The sequence below is a fragment of the Streptomyces canus genome (assembly GCF_041435015.1).
In the GTDB taxonomy this organism is placed as follows: domain Bacteria; phylum Actinomycetota; class Actinomycetes; order Streptomycetales; family Streptomycetaceae; genus Streptomyces; species Streptomyces canus_G.
This window is the reverse complement of sequence record NZ_CP107989.1, coordinates 3,678,799-3,699,975: the sequence shown is the minus strand read 5'-3', so window position 1 is coordinate 3,699,975 and position 21,177 is coordinate 3,678,799. Positions and strand designations below refer to the sequence as shown.

Genomic DNA, 21,177 nt, shown 5'->3' with positions numbered 1-21,177 from the left:
GACCTCGTGGAACATCCCCGTCCGTCGCCGGAGCCCGGACGACGGCCGGTCGCGGCTCAGGCGGCGGTGCCAGCATGCCCGGACCCGGCCGGCACGTGCCGAAAGTTGTCCACAGGTGAGGGCCATTCGTCGTACAAATCAGACGCATGGCGGGCGATCGGAACCGAACCGTCCCGGAGTCGGGACTTCACCCGTGTGCAGCGGGTAACGTCAGGGCGTGCCCGCCGACCCACTGCACAGCGCCGGAAAGCCACAGCGCAGTACGACGAGCCAGCCGCCGAGCGGCTCGGGGGCGAGCGCGATCGAGGTGCGCAGGAGCAGCCGTCGCCGCCGGACGGTCTCCGCGTACCGCGAGGGCGATCGCACCGTCGTGCTCATCCCTGCCCGGATGTCCGAGGCCGAGGAGCAGCGCTGGGTGAGCGTCATGCTCGACAAGCTGGCCGCCCAGGAGAGCAAACGGGTCCTCGGCGACACGGAGCTCTCCGAGCGCGCCCAGCGCCTTTCGGCCCAGTACTTCGACGGCCGGGCACGGCCCGCCTCGGTCCGCTGGGTCACCAACCAGAACACCCGCTGGGGCTCGTGCACCCCGTCCGAGGGCAGCATTCGGCTCTCGCACCGGCTCCAGGGCATGCCGGAGTACGTCGTCGACTACGTCCTGCTCCATGAGCTCGCGCATCTGCTCGTGCCGGGACACGGGCCCCGTTTCTGGCGGTTGCTGGAGGCTTATCCGCGTACCGAGCGGGCCAAGGGCTATCTCGAAGGCGTGGTCGCCGCGGACCGGTTGCCGCATCTTCCGGTCACCGACGGAGAGTGACCGACGACTCGAACGGGTTTTTGTACCGGATCTGTACCGACCTGCACCGGTGTCCGAGTTTGCCGTTAGCCTGTCGCGACGCACTCGTATTCGGGATGGGGGACGGTCGTTACGCATGGCCAGGGAATTCCAACGCGGCCACAAGGCCAAGATCAGTGACCTGACCGCGGGTACGGATCTGTACGTAGGCGTGCAGATCTCCGGCCCCGGACTGACCTTCGACATCAGCTGCTTCGGCCTCGACGCCGACGAACGGCTGTCGGACGACCGGTACTTCATCTTCTTCAATCAGCCGAAGTCTCCCGAGGACTCCATCCAGCTCCTGGGCGCGCAGTCGGGCGACACGGAATCGTTCCGGGTCACGCTCGATCAGATTCCGTCGCAGATCCAGAAACTGTCGTTCACGGCGACGATCGACGGCGTCGGCCAGATGTCCCAGATCGCCCCCGGCTACCTTCGCATCGTCGCCGGTGGCGAGGAAGTGGCCCGGTACTCCTTCGACGGCAGCGAGTTCTCCACCGAGCGTGCCGTGATGCTGGGCGACCTGTATCTGAAGGACGTCTGGCGGTTCGCCGCGGTCGGCCAGGGCTTCGACGGCGGCCTCGACGCGCTGTTGAGGAACTTCGGCGGCGAGGTCGCCGAGGAGGAGCCCGAGGCCGCGCCCCAGCAGCCCGCCGTCCCGGCCCAGCCCCAGGCGCCGGCCTTCGCTCCGCCCCCGCAGGCCGCCGCGCCGGCGCCTTCGTTCGGCGCGCCGCCGGCCCCCGCTCAGGCGGCACCCGCGCCCGCCGCTGCGCCGATCGCCGGGACCACCCCGCCCGCGCCCGCCGCGCCGACGAGCCCGCAGACCTTCACTCCTCCGGGTCAGACCTTCACGCCACCCGGCGCACCTCCGGCGGGCCAGTTCGCGCCCCCCGGCGCACCCGCGGGCCAGTTCACGCCTCCGGGCGCCGTCGCCGGCCAGTTCGCGCCTCCCGGTGCCCCCGGGGCCTTCCCCGGCCAGGCACAGCCCTTCGGCGGCGGCACCCAGCTCGCCCCGGTGCCGCCCGAGGCCAACGTCCGGGTGGTCATGACGAAGTACGCGGAAGCCCCCGTCGGCGACCGCTGGACCGAGCAGAACACGAACCTGGTGCGGGCCACCCTCACCAAGGACGCCCCCATCCTCGCCAAGCAGGGCAGCATGGTCGCCTACCAGGGCGACATCGACTTCGCCCACAAGGGCTCCGGCCTGCTCGGCAAGCTCACCGGGGCGCTCACCGGCCAGGGCATGTCCCTGATGCGCTGTACGGGCAACGGCGAGGTGTTCCTCGCCGACGAGGCCAGCCGTGTCTTCGTCATCCGTCTCCAGGGCGAGCAGATCTACACCAGCGCCCAGGGCGTGCTCGCCTTCGACGAGACCCTGGAGACCGAGGTCCGCCGCATCGAGGGCGCGGGACTGCCCGGCGGGGGCTTCTTCAGCATGCTCTTCTCCGGCACGGGAGCGGTCGTCGTCAAGACACGCGGCGTGCCCGTCGTCCTCCCCGTCGGCGCGGCCACCTACGTCGACGGCAACGCCGTCATCGCCTGGTCCGCCGGTGCGCAGGCGGTCACCACGACCTCGCTCAGGCTGCGCCGCTCCGGGTACGCCCGGCAGACCACCGAGGCCGTGAACCTCCAGTTCCGCGGCGCCCCCGGCAACTTCGTCGTCGTACAGCCCTTCGAGGTGTGAGGCCATGGACACCCAGACTCTGAGTGCGCACCGCGCCGCCCCGACCGGCGTCCGTATGAGTGTGCACAGCTCCAAGACGCTCAAGGTCACCATGGTCACCGGGCAGGACCTCATCGCCAAGGCCGGCTCGATGATCGCGTACGACGGTTATGTGCAGTTCGACGGGGCGCCCGCGAGCCTGCGCCGCTCGGCGGAGGAGATGGTCAGCGGCGAGGGCGGCAAGCTGATGCTGGCCCGCGGCGACGGCGACCTGTACCTAGCGGACTACGGTGGCGACATCCTCGTCCTGCACCTCAACGGCGAGGCCCTGTCGGTCAACGGGGCCACGCTGCTGGCCTGCGACGCCTCGCTGGAACTGGCCATCGAGCCGGTCAAGGGACTCGCCAAGCTGTCCGGCTCGGGCCTGACCAACCTCGTCATCAGGGGCACGGGCTGGGTCGCCCTGGTCAGCCGGGGCATCCCGATGGCCCTGGACTGCGCCGAACGCGAGACGTACGTCGACCCGGACGCCCTCGTCGCCTGGACGACCGGCCTGGAGATGAAGGCCCGCCGCACCATCAAGGCAAGCGCCCTCATCGGCCGCGGCAGCGGCGAGGCCTTCCAGATCGGCTTCAAGGGGCAGGGCTTCGTCGTCGTCCAGCCGAGCGAGGACACCGGCGACCGATTCAAGATCCGGGGCTGAGGGGAGCACCAGGCACATCATGCACAGCACACTCTTCGCACATGTCCCGGTCGAGTCGACCGGGCGCTACACCCTGCAGAACCCGCAGCTCCTGAAGACCGACGTCACCCAGGGCAGCAGCGCCGTTCTCGCCCGGCAGGGCGCCATGGTGGCCTTCGAGGGCCAGGTCGAGTTCGACAGCCAGTACCGCAACCGCAGTTGGCGCAACGTCGAGCGGATGACCGGCGAGCGCCTCGAACTCATGCGCTGCAAGGGCAACGGCATCGTCTATCTGGCCAACCTCGCCCAGCACCTGCACATCATGGAGGTCGGCAGGGGCATCACGGTCGACAGCTCCTACGTCCTGGCCTTCGACGGCTCCCTCGGTGTCGGCATCGTCGCGGTGGACAGCGCCGTCGAGGTGGCCGCCGCGGGCGCCTACAACCTGGAGCTGTCCGGCTCCGGGCAGGTCGTCCTCATGACCTCCGGCGAGCCGCTGGTGCTGGAGGTGGGACCGGACAAGAACGTCTGCGTCGACTCCGACGCCGTCATCGCCTGGTCCACGTCCCTGCGCACCCAGCTCCAGGCGCCCACCTCCACCTCCGGAGTGTGGCGCCGCAGGGGTACCACCGGCGAGGGCTGGGAGATGCACTTCGGCGGCACGGGCCACGTCCTGGTCCAGCCCAGCGAACTGCTGCCGCCGCAGGGCATGCGCAACGGCGGGATGCTCGGCCAGTTCGGCATGCGCGGCAACTCCCTCGGAGGCAGCAACAGCTAGCCATGCGTAAGGGGCGCCCGCCATTGCCGGGCGCCCCTTACCCATGTGCTCACAGCCTCGCGCGGGTCGCTTCCAGCAGTCGTACGACCGAATCGTCCGCCACGGCCGCCACCTCGTCGTAGGCGAACCACCGCACGTCGAGGGATTCGTCGCTGACCGTCTCCACGGCCCCGGACGGGGCGAGCGCCGCGTACTGGACGTCGAAGTGGCAGTGGCACGGCGGCGGAATCGGATGGCGGTCCAGGCGCACCGGGCCGCCCGGCAGCAGGGTCAGGCCGGCGATGCCGGACTCCTCCGTCGCCTCGCGCAGGGCCGCCGCCTCCAGGGAGGTGTCGGCCGGTTCGCAGTGGCCGCCCATCTGCAGCCACATGCCCAGCTTCTTGTGGAGGGTCAGCAGAGCCCGGCCGCGCTCCGGGTCGACGACCAGGGCACTCGCCGTGATGTGGCCCTTCTCGCAGGCCTTCCACATGCCGTCCGGGTGAGCCGCCAGATGGTCGAGGTAGGCCTGGCGAAGATCCGCCTGGTCCTCGTATCCCTTGAGGACCAGGACGGCGTCGTCATGAAGGCTCACTCGGTGTCGTCCTCGGAGTCGTCCTTCTTCTTGAGGTCCTTCTTGAGGTCGGGCTTCTCCGCGGCCTCGCCGAGCATCTTGTCCAGCTCGGAGAAGTCCAGCTGCTCGCGGTGCACGAAGCCGTCCGGGTCGTCCAGGTCGGACGCGGTCGGCAGCATGTCCGGGTGGGACCACAGGCCGTCACGGCCGTCGACCCCGCGCGCGTCGGTGAGCGAGGCCCACAGACGGGAGGCGTCCCGCAGGCGGCGCGGACGCAGCTCCAGCCCGATCAGCGTGGCGAACGTCTGCTCGGCCGGACCGCCCGAGGCGCGGCGGCGGCGCAGGGTCTCGCGCAGCGCGTCGGCGGACGACAGACGCGGCTTCGCGGCCGCGTGGACCACCGCGTCCACCCAGCCCTCCACAAGGGCCAGCGCGGTCTCCAGACGGGCCAGGGCCGCCTTCTGCTCCGGAGTGTCCTCCGGCTGGAACATCCCCTGCTGAAGGGCGTCCTGGAGCTGCTCGGGGTTCTGCGGGTCGAACTGGCCGACCACGTCCTCCAGCTTGGCGGTGTCGACCTTGATCCCGCGCGCATAGCCGTCGACCGCGCCGTACAGGTGCGAGCGCAGCCACGGCACGTGCGCGAAGAGGCGCTGGTGGGCGGCCTCGCGCAGGGCGAGATACAGCCGCACCTCGTCCTTGGGCACGCCGAGGTCCTTGCCGAAGGCCTCGATGTTCGCCGGCAGCAGCGCGGCCTTGCCGGCCGGGCCGAGCGGCAGGCCGATGTCGGTGGAGCCGACGACCTCGCCCGCGAGCACGCCGACGGCCTGCCCGATCTGGGTGCCGAACATGGCCCCGCCCATCGAGCGCATCATGCCGATCAGCGGGCCCGCCATGGCCTGCATCTCCTCCGGCAGGACATCACCCATGGCGGTGCCCACGCGCTCGGCGACCGGGTCGACGAGCTCCTTCCACGCGGGCAGGGTCGCCTCGACCCACTCCGCGCGGGACCACGCCACGGCGGAGCCCGCGCCGGACGGCAGCGAGGTCGCGTCGTCGAGCCACAGGTCCGCCAGGCGTACGGCCTCCTGGACCGCGGTGCGCTCGGCGGGGCCGATGCTCGCGTCCTTGGTGCCGTCCGCGGTGCCCTGGGACACCGTCTGGCGGGCGATCTGCTTGGCCATGTCCCAGTTCACGGGACCGCCCTCGTACGAGAGCATCTGGCCCAGCTGCTGGAAGGCGGCGCCCAGGTCGGTGGGGTTCAGAGAACCGAACATGGCTGCGAGCGGATTGTCCGCACCGGGGCCGCCAAAGCCTCCGGCTCCGGGCAGACCGCCGAAACCGAACGGGTTGGCCGGTCCCTGACCACCACCGCTCTCCTGGTCCTTCTTCTTGCCCTCGTCGCCGTCGTCCGGCTCCTCCGGCGGAAGGCCGAATCCGAATGGGGTGTCACTCACGGGATTCCTCGGCTGGTAAGGCCACCGGTTGCCTCCGGCGGCGCGGCTGCCCGATAACACCACCCAGCGTAGACACCGACGGCCGTTCGGGCCTCGGTGCTCCGCCGGCTCTCCGCCTGCGGCAGGATGGATGCCACCTGGTACGTACGCGTCACTCGCGTTCCTACTGAAGACAACCGCTGGAGACGCCCGGTGAGTTCCCCTGATCCGCAGGTTCGCGCAGCGCGAAACCAGTCAACCAACCCCGCCGCGCGCCGGCCAGTCGTCGCGGTCACCGGCGCCGCGTCCGGCATCGGGGCGCTGCTCGCCGAGCGGCTGGCCGCCTCGGAGGAGATCAAGCAGGTCATCGCGCTGGACGAGCGGCGTGGTGAGTGCGCCGCGGCGCAGTGGCACATCCTGGATGTGCGGGATCCGGCCATCGCGGAGAAACTGCGCGGGGCCGACGTCGTGGTCCATCTGGCGCTCGACCTCGATCTGGAGACGGACCCGGCCGCGCGGACGGCGTACAACGTCCGGGGGACGCAGACCGTGCTGACCGCCGCGGCGGCCGCCGGCATCCACCGGGTCGTGCTGTGCACCTCCGCCATGGTCTACGGGGCGCTTCCGGACAACGAGCTACCCCTTTCGGAGGACGCCGAGCTGCGGGCCACCGCGGAGGCGACCGGCGTCGGGGATCTGCTGGAGATCGAGCGGCTCGCGCGTCGGGCTCCTCGGGCGCATCCCGGGCTCAATGTCACCGTCGTGCGGCCTGCCGTGCTGGTGGGCGGAGGCACCGACACCGCTCTGACCCGGTACTTCGAGTCCCCGCGGCTGCTGGTCGTGGCCGGGTCCCGGCCCGCCTGGCAGTTCTGCCATGTCGAGGATCTGTGCAGCGCTCTGGAGTACGCCGTCCTGGAGAAGGTCGACGGCGAGCTGGCCGTCGGGTGCGACGGGTGGCTGGAGCAGGAGGAGATCGAGGAGCTCAGCGGGATCCGCCGGATGGAGTTGCCGTCGGCGGTCGCCCTGGGGGCGGCGGCGCGGCTGCACCGGATCGGGCTGACGCCGTCCCCCGCGGGGGATCTCGCGTACACGATGTACCCCTGGGTGGTGAGCGGGAGCCGCCTGCATGACGCCGGGTGGCGGCCGCAGTGGACCAACGAGGAGGTGCTCGCGGAGCTGCTGGAGGAGGTCGCCGGGCGGCACACGGTCGCCGGGCGGCGGCTGGGGCGGAAGGACGCGACGGCTGCGGGGGCCGCGGGGGCGACGGTGGCGCTGCTGGGTGCGGCGGCCGTGGTGCGGCGGGCCCGGAAGGCGCGGCGGCGGATCTGAGGCTGCGGGGGTCGGCGCCGGGTTCTCCTCGCCCCCGCCGCACCTGCCCGTCCCGTCCTCAGGGGGCTGCGCCCCCTGGGCCCCGCTTGAATTGCCTGTAGGTCGCTCCAAAGCTCCACGCACGCGTGCCGGACGATCACGCTGTTCCCCGCTGTCTCCGGCGTGCGGCACGATGGAGGTATGGCACCGACTTACGACCATCCCGGCGAGCAGGCCGCGCAGGACCCCATCAAGCTGATCGCGATCCGTGAGGCCCCGCTCTCCCTCGACGAGGTCTTCCGGGCCGTCGGGGACGACTCCGCCGGGGGGACCGCCCTGTTCGTCGGGACCGTCAGGAACCACGACGGGGGAGCCGACGTCGACAAGCTCGGGTATTCGTGTCACCCGAGTGCCGAGGCCGAGATGCGGCGCGTCGCTGAAAAGGTCGTCGCCGAGTTTCCGGTGCGGGCCCTGGCCGCGGTGCATCGGGTCGGGGATCTCGGGGTCGGGGATCTCGCCGTCGTGGTCGCCGTTTCCTGCCCTCACAGGGGAGAGGCCTTCGAGGCCTGCCGGAAGCTGATCGACGATCTCAAGCACGAAGTGCCGATCTGGAAGCACCAGACCTTCTCTGACGGTTCGGAGGAATGGGTCGGCGCCTGCTGAACCCTTCCTTCACCCCTCCGGTTGCGTAACCGCCCCCCTGACGTGAGCGTTGTCAGTGCGGATGGTTAATCTGCTGATCAGTCAGTTTTTCGCGGTCGCTCAGCGCGGGGTCGGGAGGTCGGCATGGGGGCGCTCATCTGGTTGTTGATTCCGTTCGTGGCCGCGGTCGCTGCCGGGTTGTGGGGCAGTTGGGCCAACCGGACCCGGCGGATGCGCAGTGACGGCCCCGAGCTCGACGGTTACGCCCGTTTCCGCGCCGCGATGGAGAAGTCGCACTCCGGCACCTGACGACCGGGTGACGACGGCGCCCTGACGATGGTCCGACAGGAGCGTCCCGTACTGTCGTGCCATGCCACGCCGCACCGCGACGATGCTCGCCTCCACCCTGATGCTGATCGCGCTCCTGTGCGCGGGAGTCTTCATCAAAGTGCCCTATGCCGAGATGTCACCGGGCCCCACGGTGAACACCCTCGGGGACCACGGCGGCGAGCCGGTGCTGCAGATCTCCGGGCGCAAGACGTATCCGACGAGTGGTCACCTGAACATGACCACCGTCCGGGTCACCAGCGCCGACTACAAGATGAACCTCGTCGAGGCCGTGTACGGCTGGCTCGCGCACGACAACAAGGTCGTCCCCCACGACACCCTCTATCCGGACGGCAAGACCGAGGAGCAGTCCACCCAGGAGAACGCCGAGGAGTTCAGCCAGTCGCAGGAGAGCGCCAAGGTCGCCGCCCTGAAGGAGCTGGACGTCCCGGTGCAGGCCTGGGTGATCGTCTCCACCGTCGTGAAGGACGCCCCGGCCGAGGGCAGACTGCACGCCGGTGACGTGATCAAGGCCGTCGACGGTACGACGGTGAAGGCGCCGGACGACGTCGCCAAGCTGGTGACCAAGCACAAGCCCGGCGAGGACGTCGTGTTCACGATCGTGCCCGCGAAGGAGCAGGCCGCCGCGGAGAAGGCGCACCGGACGGCGACGAAGACCGAGAAGATCACGATCACGACCAGGGCGTCCGACGACCAGGGCGAGAAGCGCGCCATCGTCGGGATCGCCGCCGGGACCGACCACACCTTCCCGTTCACCGTCGACATCAAGCTCGCCGACGTCGGCGGCCCGAGCGCCGGTCTGATGTTCGCGCTCGGCATCTACGACAAGCTCACCCCGGGCAGCCTGACCGGCGGCAAGTTCGTCGCGGGCACCGGGACGATCGACGACGACGGCAAGGTCGGCCCGATCGGCGGCATCGAGATGAAGACGGTGGGCGCGCGCGACAAGGGCGCCCAGTACTTCCTGACGCCCGCCGACAACTGCGCGGCCGCCGCCAAGGACACCCCCGGCGGGCTCACCCTGGTCAAGGTGAAGACCATCGACGACGCCCTCGGCGCGCTCAAGGACATCCGCGGGGGCAGGACGTCCGACCTGCCGAAGTGCACGACCAAGAGCTGACCGGCACGCGCGTGCACGACGACGGGGGCGCCCCTCACACCGAGGGCGCCCCCGTCGTCGTACCGGAAGACCTGGAAGACCTGGACGACCCGGAAGACCTCAGTCCGCGAACGTCGCCGACAGGGCCTCCGCCAGGCCGGGAACCAGGTCGCGGCCCGTGAGGACCTCCGTCGGGGAGTCCTTCTCGCGCAGGCGCAGGGCCGAGTCGCGGGTGCCGTCGCGCAGGACCGCGACCGTCATACGGACCTCCTGGCGCGCCGGGTGCTCGGCTACCCACTTCGCCAACCGGTCCTCGCTCAGCCCCTGCGGGACGGACGCCTCGGCGGAGGGCGGCAGCATCAGGCGCTCCACGGTGAGCGCGCAGCCGACGACCGCGTCGGGCCAGGCGATGGTGCCGAGGAACTCGTCGAGCGGCTTGCCCGCGGGAATCTCGTCCTGCTCGATGGGGGTCAGACCCGAGGACTCCTGCGCGTCCTCCAGACCGAGCTGGCTCGCGAGAGCGGGTTCCTGAGCGCGCAGCTGTGCGGTGTCTACGAGGGCGAAGAGACGAGCGGGCTGGTCCCAGCCGAGGCCGGAGGTGTACTCGTCGATCTCGAGTACGGCCCGGGTGAGCGGGCTCGCTGCCATGGGAGTGTTGGACATGGTCACAATCCTGCCTCGTTCGTCACCGGAATCGGGAACCGAGTAAACGGTGAGTAAGTTGCATAGGTGTGGGCCCGCGATCACGGGGGCCCAGGAGGGGCTCGCGAACACGGGGGCCTGACGGATCGACAGCGAACTTCGAGGTGCGCACCTTGGCTTTCCAGATGCCGGACCGCGGCGGAGGCCCGACGGGGCCGCGGATGAGAGTGGGCCGCCCGTCCCGGCGCGCCCGGACCCTGCTCATGACGCTGGGCGTCCTTGCCGTTCTCGGCATGGCGTTCACCATGTTCGCGGGCTTCTGGACGGACTGGCTCTGGTACCGCTCGGTGAACTACTCGTCCGTGTTCACCACCACGCTGTGGACCAAAATCGGGCTGTTCTTCGTCTTCGGTGTGCTGATGGCCCTCGCGGTCGGCTTCAACATCTGGCTGGCCCACCGGCTGCGCCCGCCGCTGAGCGCCATGTCCATGGAACAGCAGAACCTCGATCGCTACCGGATGGGCATCGCGCCCTACAAGAGGTGGCTGCTGCTGGGGATCGTCTCCCTGGTGGGCCTGATCGCCGGCGCCTCCGCCTCCAGTCAGTGGCGGACCTGGCTGATGTGGGTCAACGGCGTCTCCTTCGGCCAGAAGGACCCGCAGTTCCACCTCGACATCTCCTTCTACACCTTCGACCTGCCCTGGTACCGGTTCCTGCTCGGCTTCGGCTTCGCCGCGGCGATCCTCTCGGTGATCGCCGCCGCGCTCACTCACTACCTGTACGGCGGTCTCAGGATCACCTCCCCGGGCGCGCGGGCCACGGCCGCCGCGACCGGGCACCTGTCGGTGCTGCTCGGTGTCTTCGTCGCCCTGAAGGCGGTCGCCTACTGGCTCGACCGGTACGGCCTCGCGGTCAAGTCCAGCGACTTCAAGGCGACCGACAGCTGGACGGGCCTCAGGTACGTCGACGCGAACGCCTATCTGCCGGCCAAGACGATCCTGTTCTGCATCGCCGTCATCTGCGCCCTGCTGTTCTTCGCCACCCTGTGGCGGCGCACCTGGCAGCTGCCCGTGATCGGCTTCGGTCTGATGGTGCTCTCGGCGATCCTGATCGGCGGGCTCTACCCCGCGATCGTCCAGAAGTTCCAGGTCCAGCCGAACGAGCAGGCCAAGGAAGCGCCGTACGTCACGAAGAACCTCAAGGCGACGCGTGATGCGTACGGCATCGATGACACCCAGGTCACCGAGTACGAAGGCAAGTCGACCACCACCGACAAGACCAAGTTGCGCGACGACGTCGACGCCACGGCGAGCATCCGGGTCGTGGACCCGAACGTGGTCTCACCGACGTTCCAGCAGCTCCAGCAGATGCGGAACTACTACGCGTTCCCGACCAACCTGGACGTCGATCGCTACAGCAAGGACGGCAAGAACGCCGGAGACCAGGACACGGTCATCGGTCTGCGCGAGCTGAACCTCGCCGGTATCCCGAAGAACAACTGGATCAACGACCACTTCCGCTACACCCACGGTTACGGCGTGGTCGCCGCGAAGGGCACCGAGGCCGACGCCGAGGGCCGCCCGGTCTTCACCGAGTCCAACCTGCCGTCCAAGGGCGACCTCGGGACGTACCAGCAGCGCGTCTACTACGGCGAGAAGACCACCGAGTACTCGATCGTCGGCGGTCCCCAGAAGGAGATCGACTACTCCGACGACGACGGTGAGAAGACCTACAGCTACAAGGCCAAGAGCGGGGTCAACCTCTCCAACCCGGTCAACCGGGCCGCGTACGCGGTGGCGTTCAGCGAGCCGCAGATCCTCTATTCCGGAGCGATCGGCGAGGGCTCGCGGATCCTGTACAACCGCACGCCCAAGCAGCGCGTCGAGGCGGTCGCCCCCTGGCTGACCATCGACGGCGACGCCTATCCGGCGGTGGTCAACGGCAAGATCCAGTGGATCGTCGACGCGTACACGACGACGAACGGCTACCCGTACTCCTCCCGCACGACCCTCGGTGACACCACGGCCGACTCGCTGACCGCGACGAACAACCAGCGCGCGGTGGTGGCCCAGCAGAACCAGGTCAACTACATCCGCAACTCGGTGAAGGCGACCGTCGACGCGTACACCGGCGAGGTCAAGCTCTACCAGTGGGACACCAAGGACCCGGTCCTCAAGACCTGGATGAAGGCGTTCCCGGGCACGGTGGAGCCGAGGAAGGACATCTCCACCGACCTGATGGCTCATCTGCGGTACCCGCAGGACCTGTTCAAGGTGCAGCGTGAGCTGCTGGCGCGCTATCACGTCGAGGACGCGGACACCTTCCTCAGCGGCAGCGAGGTGTGGCAGGTGCCGGACGACCCGACCAACAAGTCGGGCGACGCGGTGCCGCCGTACTACCTGAGCATGAAGATGCCCGACCAGTCGGCACAGGCGTTCTCGCTCACGACGACGTTCACGCCCAACGGCCGGGACAACCTCAGTGCGTTCATGTCGGTCGACGCCGAGGCGGGCACCAGGGACTACGGCAAGATCAGAATCCTGAAACTGCCGACCAACACCACGGTCAACGGGCCCAAACAGGTGCAGAGCCAGTTCAACTCCGAACAGGACATCGCCGAGACCATCAGCCTCCTCAACAGAGGCGACTCCAATGTGGAGTACGGCAATCTCCTGACGGTGCCGCTCGACGGAGGACTGCTCTATGTGGAGCCGGTCTACGTACGCGGTGGTGGACTGAAGTACCCGCTGCTGCGGAAGGTGTTGGTGACCTACGGCGGCAACACCGCCTTCGAGGACACCCTCGACGAAGCCCTGAACAAGGTCTTCGGAGCGGCCGGTTCGACGACCCAGCCACCGGACGACGACGGCGGGACCACCAAGCCGCCGCCGACCTCCAGCAACCCGACGATCCAACAGGCGCTGGGCGACGCCCAGAAGGCCTTCGACGCCGGCCAGGAGGCCCTGAAGAAGGGCGACTGGGAGGCGTACGGCCGGGCCCAGAAGGATCTGGAGGACGCGCTCAAGCGGGCCGAGGACGCGCAGGCCGCGGCGGACAAGAGCGGCGGCAGTAGCGCGAAGCCCAGCAGCAGCCCGAGCCCCAGGAGCAGTCCCAGCAGCAGTCCGAGTAGTAGTCCGAGCAGCAGTCCGAGCGGCTGAGCAACCGCTGGTCAAATGCCCACCCCGCGCCGTGATACGGTTGCAACACAACGGCGCGGGGTGGAGCAGCTCGGTAGCTCGCTGGGCTCATAACCCAGAGGTCGCAGGTTCAAATCCTGTCCCCGCTACTGAAAGCGAAGGCCCGGATCCTCTTGAGGATCCGGGCCTTCGTGGTGTGCGAACGCATGTGCCGACCGAGGGGACGGTCGTGCCGCCTCGGGGAGTTGGGGGAGCCGTGTTTGACTTGTCTCTCTGTGGGCATGTCGACAAAACGCTGAAGTGACCTCAATGGCTGCGGTATACCAGGTGTACCCAGGTTGATGGTGGTGCGACGATGGACGTTATGGGGGACAAGGCAACTCTGTTGGAGACAGGGCGTTTTGTGCAGCCTGCCGATTTTTCGGAGTCGACGGGCGACTTGTCGCAGCCCATGGACCGGGACGAGACCGGGGAGGCTGCCGAGGAGGCACGTCAGCGCCTTGCCGCGCAGACCGGTGACGTCGAGGCGATGAGCGTCCTCGGCGCCCTCCTGCTGCGCCGCGGTGACCTCGACGGAGCCGAGCCCCATCTGCGTGCCGCCACCGCCGCGGGTGACCGGGCCGCCGCCAACAACCTGGGCGTCCTGCTGCACCAGCGCGGTTACGCCGAGGACGCCGCCGGCTGGTGGCGGATCGCCGCCGTCGCCGGATCCGCCGCGGCCGCGCACGCGCTGGGACGCCACCACCGTGAGCGGGGCGACGAGCCCGCCGCCGAGTACTGGCTGCGCCAGTCCGCCGAGCAGGGGCACGCGCTGGGCGCCTACGCGCTCGCCGACCTGCTGGAGCATCGCGCGGACACGGGCGCCGAGCAGTGGATGCGGATCGCCGCCGAGCGGGGGCACCGGGAGGCTGCCTACCGGCTGGCCCGCGCGCTCGACCGCCGGCTGGGTCCCGACGGGGACGTCGGGGACGACCACGGTGCCGGGGCCGAGGCCGAGCAGTGGTACCGGCAGGCCGCCGCGCGGGGGCACCGCCGGGCGGCGCTGCACCTCGGGGCGATCCTGGAGCGGCGCGGTGCGCTCAAGGAGGCCGGGCGCTGGTATCTGACGTCCGCCAAGGACGGGGAGGCGCGGGCCGCCTGCGCCCTCGGTTTTCTGCTGCGGGACGCCGGTGACACCGAGAGCGCCGCCGTGTGGTGGCTGCGCGCCGCCCAGGACGGGGACGGCAACGCGGCCAACGCGCTGGGCGCCCTGCACGCCGAGCGCGGCGAGTCGCAGACCGCCGAGCGCTGGTACCGGGCGGCGATGGACGCCGGTGACGACAACGGCGCGTACAACCTGGGGCTGCTCTGCGCCGAGCAGGGGCGGACCGCGCAGGCCGAGCAGTGGTACCGGCGGGCCGCGTACGCGGGGCACCGGGAGGCGGCCAACGCGCTCGCCATTCTGCTGCTCCAGGGCGGGGACACGGCCGGGGCGGAGCCCTGGTTCTCCAAGGCCGCGGAGGCCGGGAGCGTGGATGCCGCGTTCAACCTCGGGATCCTGTTCGCCGGGCGGGGCGAGGAGGCCGTAGCTCTGCGGTGGTACGAGCGGGCGGCTGCCGCCGGACACACCGAGGCCGCGCTGCAGGTGGGCATCGCCCGGCTGCGGGACGGGGACGAGGCCGAGGCCGAGCGGCACCTGCGGTGTGCGGCGGGGGGCGGCAGCGCGGAGGCCGCGTACCGGCTGGCGACCGTGCTGGACGCCCGGCGGCCGCCGGTGCCCGCGCACTCGCTCGGTGAGCCGGTGCACGCGGGGAAGAGCGAGTGCGAGGAGTGGTACGAGCGGGCGGCCTCCCAGGGGCACCGGCGCGCTCAGGTGCGGGTGGGCATGCTCGCCGCCGCCCGGGGTGATGTCGTGGAGGCGGCCCGGTGGTACCGGGAGGCCGCGGAGGCGGGGTCCCGGAACGGAGCCTTCAATCTGGGGCTGCTGCTCGCCAGGGAGGGGAGCGACCCGGAGGCCGCCGTGTGGTGGACCCGGGCGGCCGACGCGGGGCACGGGCGGGCGGCGTTGCGGTTGGCCCTCGTCTACGCGCGTCGGGGGGAGCTGGCCGAGGGGCAGCGGTGGGCCGACCGGGCGGTGGCTTTGGGGCCGGCCGAGGTGGCCGAGCGGGCGGCTCGGCTGCGGGACGCGTTGCGTGAGGAGCTGTCGGCGTAGCGATGCGCGGGGGAGCGCTGGAAGCGATTTGCCTCTGGCCTCCTCCTTCACGTAACGTTGCATTCATCGCCGCGGGGTGGAGCAGCTCGGTAGCTCGCTGGGCTCATAACCCAGAGGTCGCAGGTTCAAATCCTGTCCCCGCTACTGAAGGCCGAGGGCCGGAATCCGAAAGGGTTTCGGCCCTCGGTGTTTCTCAGGGGCGGTGGCCCACCGCCTCCTCGTACAGGGTTCTGTTCACCGTCTTGGATTCCGGCAGCGGCTCGCCCTCCGCCACGCCCTGTGACGTGTACGCCGCCTGCAGCCTGTCCGTCGTGCCGGACCTGATCTCCCAGTCCATGCGCAGGGACGGGGTGGACCTGAGGATCGCCTCGTCGGTCTTCAGGAGTTTCGCCAGGTACGTGACGAAGGTCGCATCCGACTTGTAGTCGCCCGCGAAGTAGGTGTTCACCGTGCGGATGTACGCCCGCAGCAGGGCGACCCCGGCGTCCACGTCGTCGTTCAGCAGGCCGGGGCCGTAGAGCATGCCGCCCAGGGGCTCGCCGGGCGGCTGGCCGCCGAGGAAGGCGTAGCCGGGCTCACCGTCGACCCTGCGCCAGACCGGGTCCAGGAGCCAGGCCGAGTCGACGCCGCCGTTCTGCAGGGCCGTGAGGACGTCGGCCGAACCGAGCTGCTGGTACTGGATCTCGTCGAGGCCGCCGCCGTGCCTGTCGAGGGCCTTCTCCATCGGGTACGCGATCACCGAGCCCTTGCCGATCATCGTGCCCATCCTGCGGCCGGCCATCTTCATCCGGTCGCCGGTCTCGCCGTCCTTCAGACGTACCCACAGGCCGCTCTTCGACTTCGGGTCGGGCGAGAAGTTCGCGGCGACCCAGCGGATGTCGAAACCGCCCCGGACGCCGTTCATGACCGCCGCCTCCGGGGCCGCCCACAGCGCGTCGATGTCGCCCTTGGCGAGGAGGGGCAGCGAGTCGGGTGTCGGCAGCACCTTCAGGGTGACCTCCAGGCCCTCCTTCTTGAACTCGCCCTTGTCCAATGCCACTTGGAGTGGTGCCACATACTCCGCGCTCAGTGTGCCCGTCGCGATCGTGAGCTTGCGGGGCTCGGGGAGAGGGGCGGGGGCGGGAGTGCCGGGCTCGCAGCGGGCCGGGGTGCGGGTAGGGGAGAGGTCGGCGGGGTCCGTCCAGGAGTGCGCGCCGCAGCCCGCCACCGGGCGGACGGTGCGCGTCCCACCCCCGCCCGCCTTCGATTCCGAGCTCGTCGCGTCATGTGACGCCGTGCAGGCCGGCGACGTCAGCAGGAGGGCCGCGGTCAGTAGTGCGCCGTAGAACCGTGTTTTCACGACTGGCCCCTTCCGCGGTCCCTGGGTGCCCATGGGGTGAGCAGGCGGCCCGCGATGCGGACCAGTTCGGAGAAGAGGACTCCCAGGGCGGCCACGCAGACGATGCCGACGAACATCACGTCGTTCTGGAACAGGGCACGCGAGTCGAAGATCAAGTGGCCCAGGCCGTTCGTCGCGGCGATCTGTTCCGAGGCGACGATCACCAGGACCGCCACGCCCGCCGCGATCCGGGCGCCCACCAGGACGGACGGGAGGGAGGCGGGGAGCAGGACGTGGCGGAACATCTGCCACGGGGAGGCGCCGAAGACCTGGCCCGCGTCGCGGTGGCCGGAGGGGATCGAGATCACCGCCGACATCGTCTGGATCCAGACGAAGAAGAAGACCGTCGCCGCCACCAGGGCGATCTGGGGGCCCTCGCCCAGGCCGAACATGTTCAGGAAGACGGGCAGCAGGGCCAGTTTCGGGACGACGTACAGGGCGTCCAGCAGGGGTTCCAGGGCCGCCCTCACCAGGGACAGCGAGCCCATCAGAAGGCCCAGCGCGTAGCCTGTGGCCGTGCCGATCGCGTAGCCCGCCAGGACGCGTTTCGTGGTCGCCCACACGTCCGGCCACAGGTCGCCGGCCGCCGCGCGGTCCCAGCCGTCGGCGAGGATCGTGGAGGGAGCGGGGTAGACGCGGTCGTCCAGCCAGGCCTGGGTGGCGGCCAGCTGCCACAGGAGGACCAGGAGCAGGGGGACCGCTGTCGCCAGGGTCAGTTCCAGGGCTCGTCTGCGGCGGTGGGTGCGTACCGGGTGCAGCTCTTCCGGGCCCGGGCGGCGTACGAGTACGGAGACCTTGTCGGGAGCCACGGTCGTCATGCCGGTATCGCCTCCTTGCGCAGCAGGTCCCACAACTCGCTCTTCAGGGACGTGAATTCGGGCGCGGAGCGGATGTCGCCGGTGCGCGGGCGGGGGAAGGGCGGGCGGCGTTCGGCGATCAGCCGGCCCGGGCGGGCGGACATCACCAGGACGCGGTCGCCGAGGACGATCGCCTCCTCCAGGCTGTGGGTGATGAAGAGGGTGGTGGTGCGCAGGGTTTGCGTGATCTCCAGCAACTCGTCCTGGAGGATCATGCGGAGCTGGGCGTCCAGGGCCGCGAACGGCTCGTCCATCAGGAGCAGTTCGGGCTCCACGGCGAGGGCGCGCGCGATCGCGACACGCTGGCGCATGCCTCCCGAGAGAGTCGCCGGGTAGGCGTCGGCGAAGTCCGACAGGCCCATGCGGGCCAGCCATTCGTCGGCACGGGTGTTCGCCTCGCGGCGTGGGACGCGCTGGATGTCCAGGCCGAAGCGGACGTTGGCGCGGACGGACTTCCAGTCGTAGATGCCGTAGTCCTGGAAGATCATGGCGGCCGGGCGCGGTGCGGTCGTGCGGATCTCCAGGGTGCCCGTGCTCGGGCGGAGCAGGCCCGCGGCGATGCGCAGCAGCGTCGACTTGCCGCAGCCCGAGGGGCCGACCAGACAGACGAACTCGCCGGGGTCGACGGTGAGGTCGAGCGGGCCGAGGGCTTCGACGGGGCGGGGCGGGCGGCCGAAGGTGCGGGTCAGGGCGGTGGCGTGGAGTTTGGGGTGCGGACGGCCCGGGGTGGGCTGCGGCGGCGGTTCTCCCGCGGTGGGTTCGGGGTGCGGATCTCCCACGGTTGCTCCTTGCGGAGTTCGGTACGGAGAGGGGGTGGCCGCACGACGATATGACGGTCCGTCAGATTCAGGAACCCCGTGGGCAGCACGAAGCAGCCCCGGCGTCCGCGAGGGATGCCGGGGCTTCGTGCTTCGGTGAAGGCTGTTACGCCGCCGCGCAGTTCGGGCAGACGCCCCGGTACGTCACCTCGACGCCCGAGACGGTGAAGCCGAAGCGCTCCGAGTCGGGAAGCTCGGTCAGCGGGTCGCCCGTGGGGTGGACGTCCCGGATGGCGCCGCACTGGGCGCAGACCAGGTGGTGGTGCGGTCGGTGGGCGTTCGGGTCGTACCTCTTGGCGCGCTTGTCGGTGGCGACCTCGAGCACCTCGCCGAGGCTGACCAGCTCGCCCAGCGTGTTGTAGACGGTCGCCCGGGAGATCTCGGGCAGCTTGGCCACGGCGCGCGCGTGGACCTCGTCGGCCGTCAGGTGGACGTGTTCGCCGTCGAGGACCTCGGCCACGACGCGCCGCTGCGCGGTCATCCGCCAGCCGCGGCCGCGCAGTCGTTCCAGAAGGTCGCTCATGCGTCCCAGCTTAACAGCAGGGGACCAGAATCCGAATGGGTGTGAGTTTGGATGCTTACTGGACTTGGATCGAGTCCAGATCAGGAGCGGGCCGGTACACGCTGTCGGACGGGTGCCCAGCAGCGGATGATGTCGCGGACCGAGACGATGCCCGCGGGCTCGCCGCGGTCCAGGACGATGAGGTGCCGAAAGCCGCCGTGGGTCATCGCGTGCGCCGCCTCCTCCAGGGTCCAGGTCGGGGCGGCGAAGACGACGTCGGTGGTGGTGTGGGCGTGGGCGTGCTCCGCGTCCGGGCTCTGGCCGAGGCCCACGGAGTTGAGGATGTCGCGCTCGGTCAGTATGCCGATTCCGGTGCCATCGGGATCGAGGACCACGGCCGCGCCCACCCGGCGGGCGGACATCAGGGCGGCGGCCTGGCGGAGAGTGTGGGCGGGGCCGATGGTGAGGACCACCGTGCTCATGGCGTCGCGGACGAGCATGGGTTCGCAGTCACCTCCTGGGAGCCGGTGTTAGTTCACCGGTTCACAAGTTCACAAATGAGGGTCCTCTCAGAGTCGCAGGTAAAGCGAGGGTCAACAAGAGGGCGCGCGTCGCCGATTGAGGGCGCGCGTGCTCAGATGTGCTCCCCGGAAGCGCCCTCCGTCCCCGATTGCGGGTCTCTGGCAGCGGGTCTCTAGTAGCGCTCGTTGAGGTAACCCAGGAACTCGTCGTGGAGCAGGCCGTTGGAAGCGGCCGCATTGCCGCTGTGCGGGCCGGGGCGGCCGTCGAGGCCGGTGAAGGTGCCGCCGGCCTCCGTGACGACGATCGCGTTCGCGGCCATGTCCCAGAGGGAGAGCTCCGGCTCCGCGCAGAGGTCGATCGAGCCCTCGGCGACCATCATGTACGGCCAGAAGTCGCCGTACGCGCGCGTGCGCCACACCTCACGGGTCAGGTCCAGGAAGCCGCCGAGGCGCCCCTGGTCCTCCCAGCCGGTGAGGGACGAGTACGCGAACGAGGCGTCCGAGAGCTTGCCGACCTGGGAGACGCGCAGGCGGGAGGCGGCGGAGAGGCTGCGGCCGGTGTAGGCGCCGTGGCCCTTGGCGGCCCACCAGCGGCGGCCGAGGGCGGGGGCGGAGACCACGCCGACGACGGGCTGGTAGCCGCCCTCCGCCGCCTCCATCAGGGAGATCAGCGTGGCCCAGACGGGAACGCCCCGTACGTAGTTCTTGGTGCCGTCGATGGGGTCGATGACCCAGCGGCGGGGTCCGGTGCCCTCGATGCCGAACTCCTCGCCGAGGATGGCGTCGCGGGGACGGGCGCGCTTGAGGTGGCCGCGGATGAGTTCTTCCGCCGCCTTGTCCGCCTCGCTGACCGGAGTCATGTCCGGCTTTGTCTCGACCTTGAGATCCAGTGCCTTGAAGCGGGCCATGGTGGTCGCGTCGGCCGCGTCCGCGAGGACGTGGGCGAGACTGAGGTCGTCGAGGTACTCGGGCATGTGGCGAACGGTATCGGTCGGTGTCGGTACGGGGCCAGCGGGCCCGGTGTGTGGACGGTGCGGGGGTTTGTGCAGACAGGGCCTCGTTTTGCTCGCCCCCGCTTGTGGGGCGCCGCCGCGCGCGCCCCTTCATGTCCTCGCGAACCCTTGACAGTGCTCCCGTGCGCGTCAAATCTGGGCGCAGAGCTGCTTGCTCCCTGGGAGGCGATGATGCCTGCTGCGCGGGAATCGCTGCTGGACGCCGCTTATACGGCGTTGGCGCGTCGGCCGTGGTCCGCCGTGAGGATGGTGGACGTCGCGGCGACGGCCGGAGTGTCCCGGCAGACGTTGTACAACGAGTTCGGGAGCAAGGAAGGGCTGGCCCGCGGGCTGGTCAGACGAGAGGCCGACGGGTATCTCGTCGGCGTCGACCGGGCGCTCACCGCGCACGGCGACGCCCGGGAGCGGCTGACCGCGACCGCCGAGTGGACCACCGCCTCCGCCCGCGAGAACGCGCTGGTACGGGCCATGCTCACCGGCTGCTGGAGTGAGCGGCTGCCCTCGCCGACACTCTCCGCGGTGCCGTCCTCCTCCGCGGTACCGGCGCAGCGCCGGGCCGACGGAGCGCTGCCGTCGCCCGGCGACTTCGTGGCACTGGTGCGCGACCGTGCCGTGTCCGTCCTCTCCGGACCCGGTGTGCACAAGTCGGACGTCCCCGAGCTCGCCCGCTCCTGCGAACTGGCCGTCCGGCTCGCCATGTCCTGCGTGGCGGCCCCGCCGGGTGAGGGCGGGGTGGGGGACCTGGTGCGCAGCGCCCTGCACCGGCAGCCGGTGTGAACG

At 70.3% G+C, this 21,177-nt stretch carries 20 protein-coding genes and 2 tRNA genes; 13 read left to right on the top strand and 9 right to left on the bottom strand.

Annotated features, from left to right (window positions below; translation table 11 throughout):
• Positions 1 to 217: 217 nt before the first annotated feature.
• The 4 genes from OG841_RS16470 to OG841_RS16455 all read left to right on the top strand — a co-directional run bounded on the left by OG841_RS16470 (position 218) and on the right by OG841_RS16455 (position 3,958).
• Complete coding sequence (locus tag OG841_RS16470) at positions 218 to 814, top strand: M48 metallopeptidase family protein (RefSeq protein ID WP_328640797.1); 597 nt, start codon at positions 218 to 220, stop codon at positions 812 to 814.
• Between the two features lie 115 nt (positions 815 to 929).
• On the top strand, positions 930 to 2,519 hold the full coding sequence (locus OG841_RS16465; RefSeq protein WP_371565881.1) for a TerD family protein: 1,590 nt from the start codon (positions 930 to 932) through the stop codon (positions 2,517 to 2,519).
• Between the two features lie 4 nt (positions 2,520 to 2,523).
• Entirely contained in the window at positions 2,524 to 3,201 is a 678-nt protein-coding gene (locus OG841_RS16460; RefSeq protein WP_328640799.1) for an AIM24 family protein, read from the top strand.
• Between the two features lie 19 nt (positions 3,202 to 3,220).
• A complete protein-coding gene (locus OG841_RS16455) occupies positions 3,221 to 3,958 on the top strand; it encodes an AIM24 family protein (protein ID WP_059204535.1) in 738 nt (245 codons plus the stop codon).
• Positions 3,959 to 4,007: 49 nt separating this feature from the next.
• Here the strand turns inward: OG841_RS16455 and OG841_RS16450 are convergent, their stop codons facing one another.
• Together OG841_RS16450 and OG841_RS16445 are read right to left on the bottom strand one after the other, a co-directional pair.
• Positions 4,008 to 4,529, bottom strand: coding sequence for an NUDIX hydrolase (locus OG841_RS16450; protein WP_365118778.1), 522 nt, complete (start codon positions 4,527 to 4,529; stop codon positions 4,008 to 4,010).
• On the bottom strand, positions 4,526 to 5,962 hold the full coding sequence (locus OG841_RS16445; RefSeq protein WP_328640801.1) for a zinc-dependent metalloprotease: 1,437 nt from the start codon (positions 5,960 to 5,962) through the stop codon (positions 4,526 to 4,528). Before OG841_RS16445 ends, OG841_RS16450 begins: the two co-directional genes overlap by 4 nt.
• Positions 5,963 to 6,154: 192 nt before the next feature.
• On the opposite strand from OG841_RS16445, the gene OG841_RS16440 reads away from it, so the two are divergent.
• From OG841_RS16440 to OG841_RS16425, 4 genes are all read left to right on the top strand, one after another.
• Positions 6,155 to 7,270, top strand: a complete 1,116-nt coding sequence (locus OG841_RS16440; RefSeq protein WP_365118776.1) for an SDR family oxidoreductase — start codon at positions 6,155 to 6,157, stop codon at positions 7,268 to 7,270.
• A gap of 180 nt (positions 7,271 to 7,450) precedes the next feature.
• Positions 7,451 to 7,912, top strand: coding sequence for a molybdenum cofactor biosynthesis protein MoaE (locus OG841_RS16435; RefSeq protein WP_328640803.1), 462 nt, complete (start codon positions 7,451 to 7,453; stop codon positions 7,910 to 7,912).
• Positions 7,913 to 8,035: 123 nt separating this feature from the next.
• Positions 8,036 to 8,200, top strand: coding sequence for a hypothetical protein (locus OG841_RS16430; RefSeq protein ID WP_266522128.1), 165 nt, complete (start codon positions 8,036 to 8,038; stop codon positions 8,198 to 8,200).
• A gap of 61 nt (positions 8,201 to 8,261) precedes the next feature.
• On the top strand, positions 8,262 to 9,359 hold the full coding sequence (locus OG841_RS16425) for a YlbL family protein (RefSeq protein ID WP_365118773.1): 1,098 nt from the start codon (positions 8,262 to 8,264) through the stop codon (positions 9,357 to 9,359).
• A gap of 99 nt (positions 9,360 to 9,458) precedes the next feature.
• On the opposite strand, the gene OG841_RS16420 is transcribed toward OG841_RS16425, so the two are convergent.
• Positions 9,459 to 10,001 carry a PPA1309 family protein gene (locus tag OG841_RS16420; RefSeq protein ID WP_328640805.1) on the bottom strand — a complete coding sequence of 181 codons (543 nt, stop codon included), beginning with the start codon at positions 9,999 to 10,001 and terminating at the stop codon, positions 9,459 to 9,461.
• Positions 10,002 to 10,165: 164 nt separating this feature from the next.
• Here OG841_RS16420 and OG841_RS16415 point away from each other — a divergent pair, with 164 nt between their 5' ends.
• From OG841_RS16415 to OG841_RS16400, 4 genes are all read left to right on the top strand, one after another.
• The gene (locus OG841_RS16415; protein WP_371570713.1) at positions 10,166 to 13,138 is read left to right on the top strand and encodes a UPF0182 family membrane protein; all 2,973 of its coding nucleotides are present in this window, start codon (positions 10,166 to 10,168) and stop codon (positions 13,136 to 13,138) included.
• 54 nt (positions 13,139 to 13,192) lie between these two features.
• Positions 13,193 to 13,266: transfer RNA gene (locus OG841_RS16410), tRNA-Met, on the top strand.
• Positions 13,267 to 13,472: 206 nt separating this feature from the next.
• On the top strand, positions 13,473 to 15,308 hold the full coding sequence (locus tag OG841_RS16405) for a tetratricopeptide repeat protein (RefSeq protein ID WP_328640806.1): 1,836 nt from the start codon (positions 13,473 to 13,475) through the stop codon (positions 15,306 to 15,308).
• Between the two features lie 70 nt (positions 15,309 to 15,378).
• Positions 15,379 to 15,452 (top strand) — tRNA-Met (locus OG841_RS16400).
• A 49-nt stretch (positions 15,453 to 15,501) separates the two neighbouring features.
• On the opposite strand, the gene OG841_RS16395 is transcribed toward OG841_RS16400, so the two are convergent.
• The 6 genes from OG841_RS16395 to hisN form a co-directional block, all read right to left on the bottom strand.
• Positions 15,502 to 16,647 carry an ABC transporter substrate-binding protein gene (locus tag OG841_RS16395; protein ID WP_371565876.1) on the bottom strand — a complete coding sequence of 382 codons (1,146 nt, stop codon included), beginning with the start codon at positions 16,645 to 16,647 and terminating at the stop codon, positions 15,502 to 15,504.
• Positions 16,644 to 17,504: an ABC transporter permease gene (locus OG841_RS16390; RefSeq protein ID WP_371565875.1), complete on the bottom strand. Its 861-nt coding sequence runs from the start codon at positions 17,502 to 17,504 to the stop codon at positions 16,644 to 16,646. Before OG841_RS16390 ends, OG841_RS16395 begins: the two co-directional genes overlap by 4 nt.
• A complete protein-coding gene (locus tag OG841_RS16385) occupies positions 17,501 to 18,322 on the bottom strand; it encodes an ABC transporter ATP-binding protein (RefSeq protein ID WP_328640809.1) in 822 nt (273 codons plus the stop codon). The genes OG841_RS16390 and OG841_RS16385 overlap by 4 nt, the downstream gene beginning before the upstream one ends.
• Positions 18,323 to 18,467: 145 nt before the next feature.
• Positions 18,468 to 18,884 (bottom strand): Fur family transcriptional regulator, encoded by a 417-nt coding sequence (locus OG841_RS16380; RefSeq protein WP_007384586.1) that lies wholly within the window; start codon positions 18,882 to 18,884, stop codon positions 18,468 to 18,470.
• Between the two features lie 80 nt (positions 18,885 to 18,964).
• The gene (locus tag OG841_RS16375) at positions 18,965 to 19,363 is read right to left on the bottom strand and encodes a CBS domain-containing protein (protein ID WP_328640810.1); all 399 of its coding nucleotides are present in this window, start codon (positions 19,361 to 19,363) and stop codon (positions 18,965 to 18,967) included.
• 194 nt (positions 19,364 to 19,557) lie between these two features.
• Positions 19,558 to 20,358 (bottom strand): histidinol-phosphatase, encoded by an 801-nt coding sequence (gene hisN / locus OG841_RS16370; protein WP_328640811.1) that lies wholly within the window; start codon positions 20,356 to 20,358, stop codon positions 19,558 to 19,560.
• A 207-nt stretch (positions 20,359 to 20,565) separates the two neighbouring features.
• On the opposite strand from hisN, the gene OG841_RS16365 reads away from it, so the two are divergent.
• Entirely contained in the window at positions 20,566 to 21,174 is a 609-nt protein-coding gene (locus OG841_RS16365; RefSeq protein WP_371565871.1) for a TetR/AcrR family transcriptional regulator, read from the top strand.
• Positions 21,175 to 21,177: the final 3 nt, after the last annotated feature.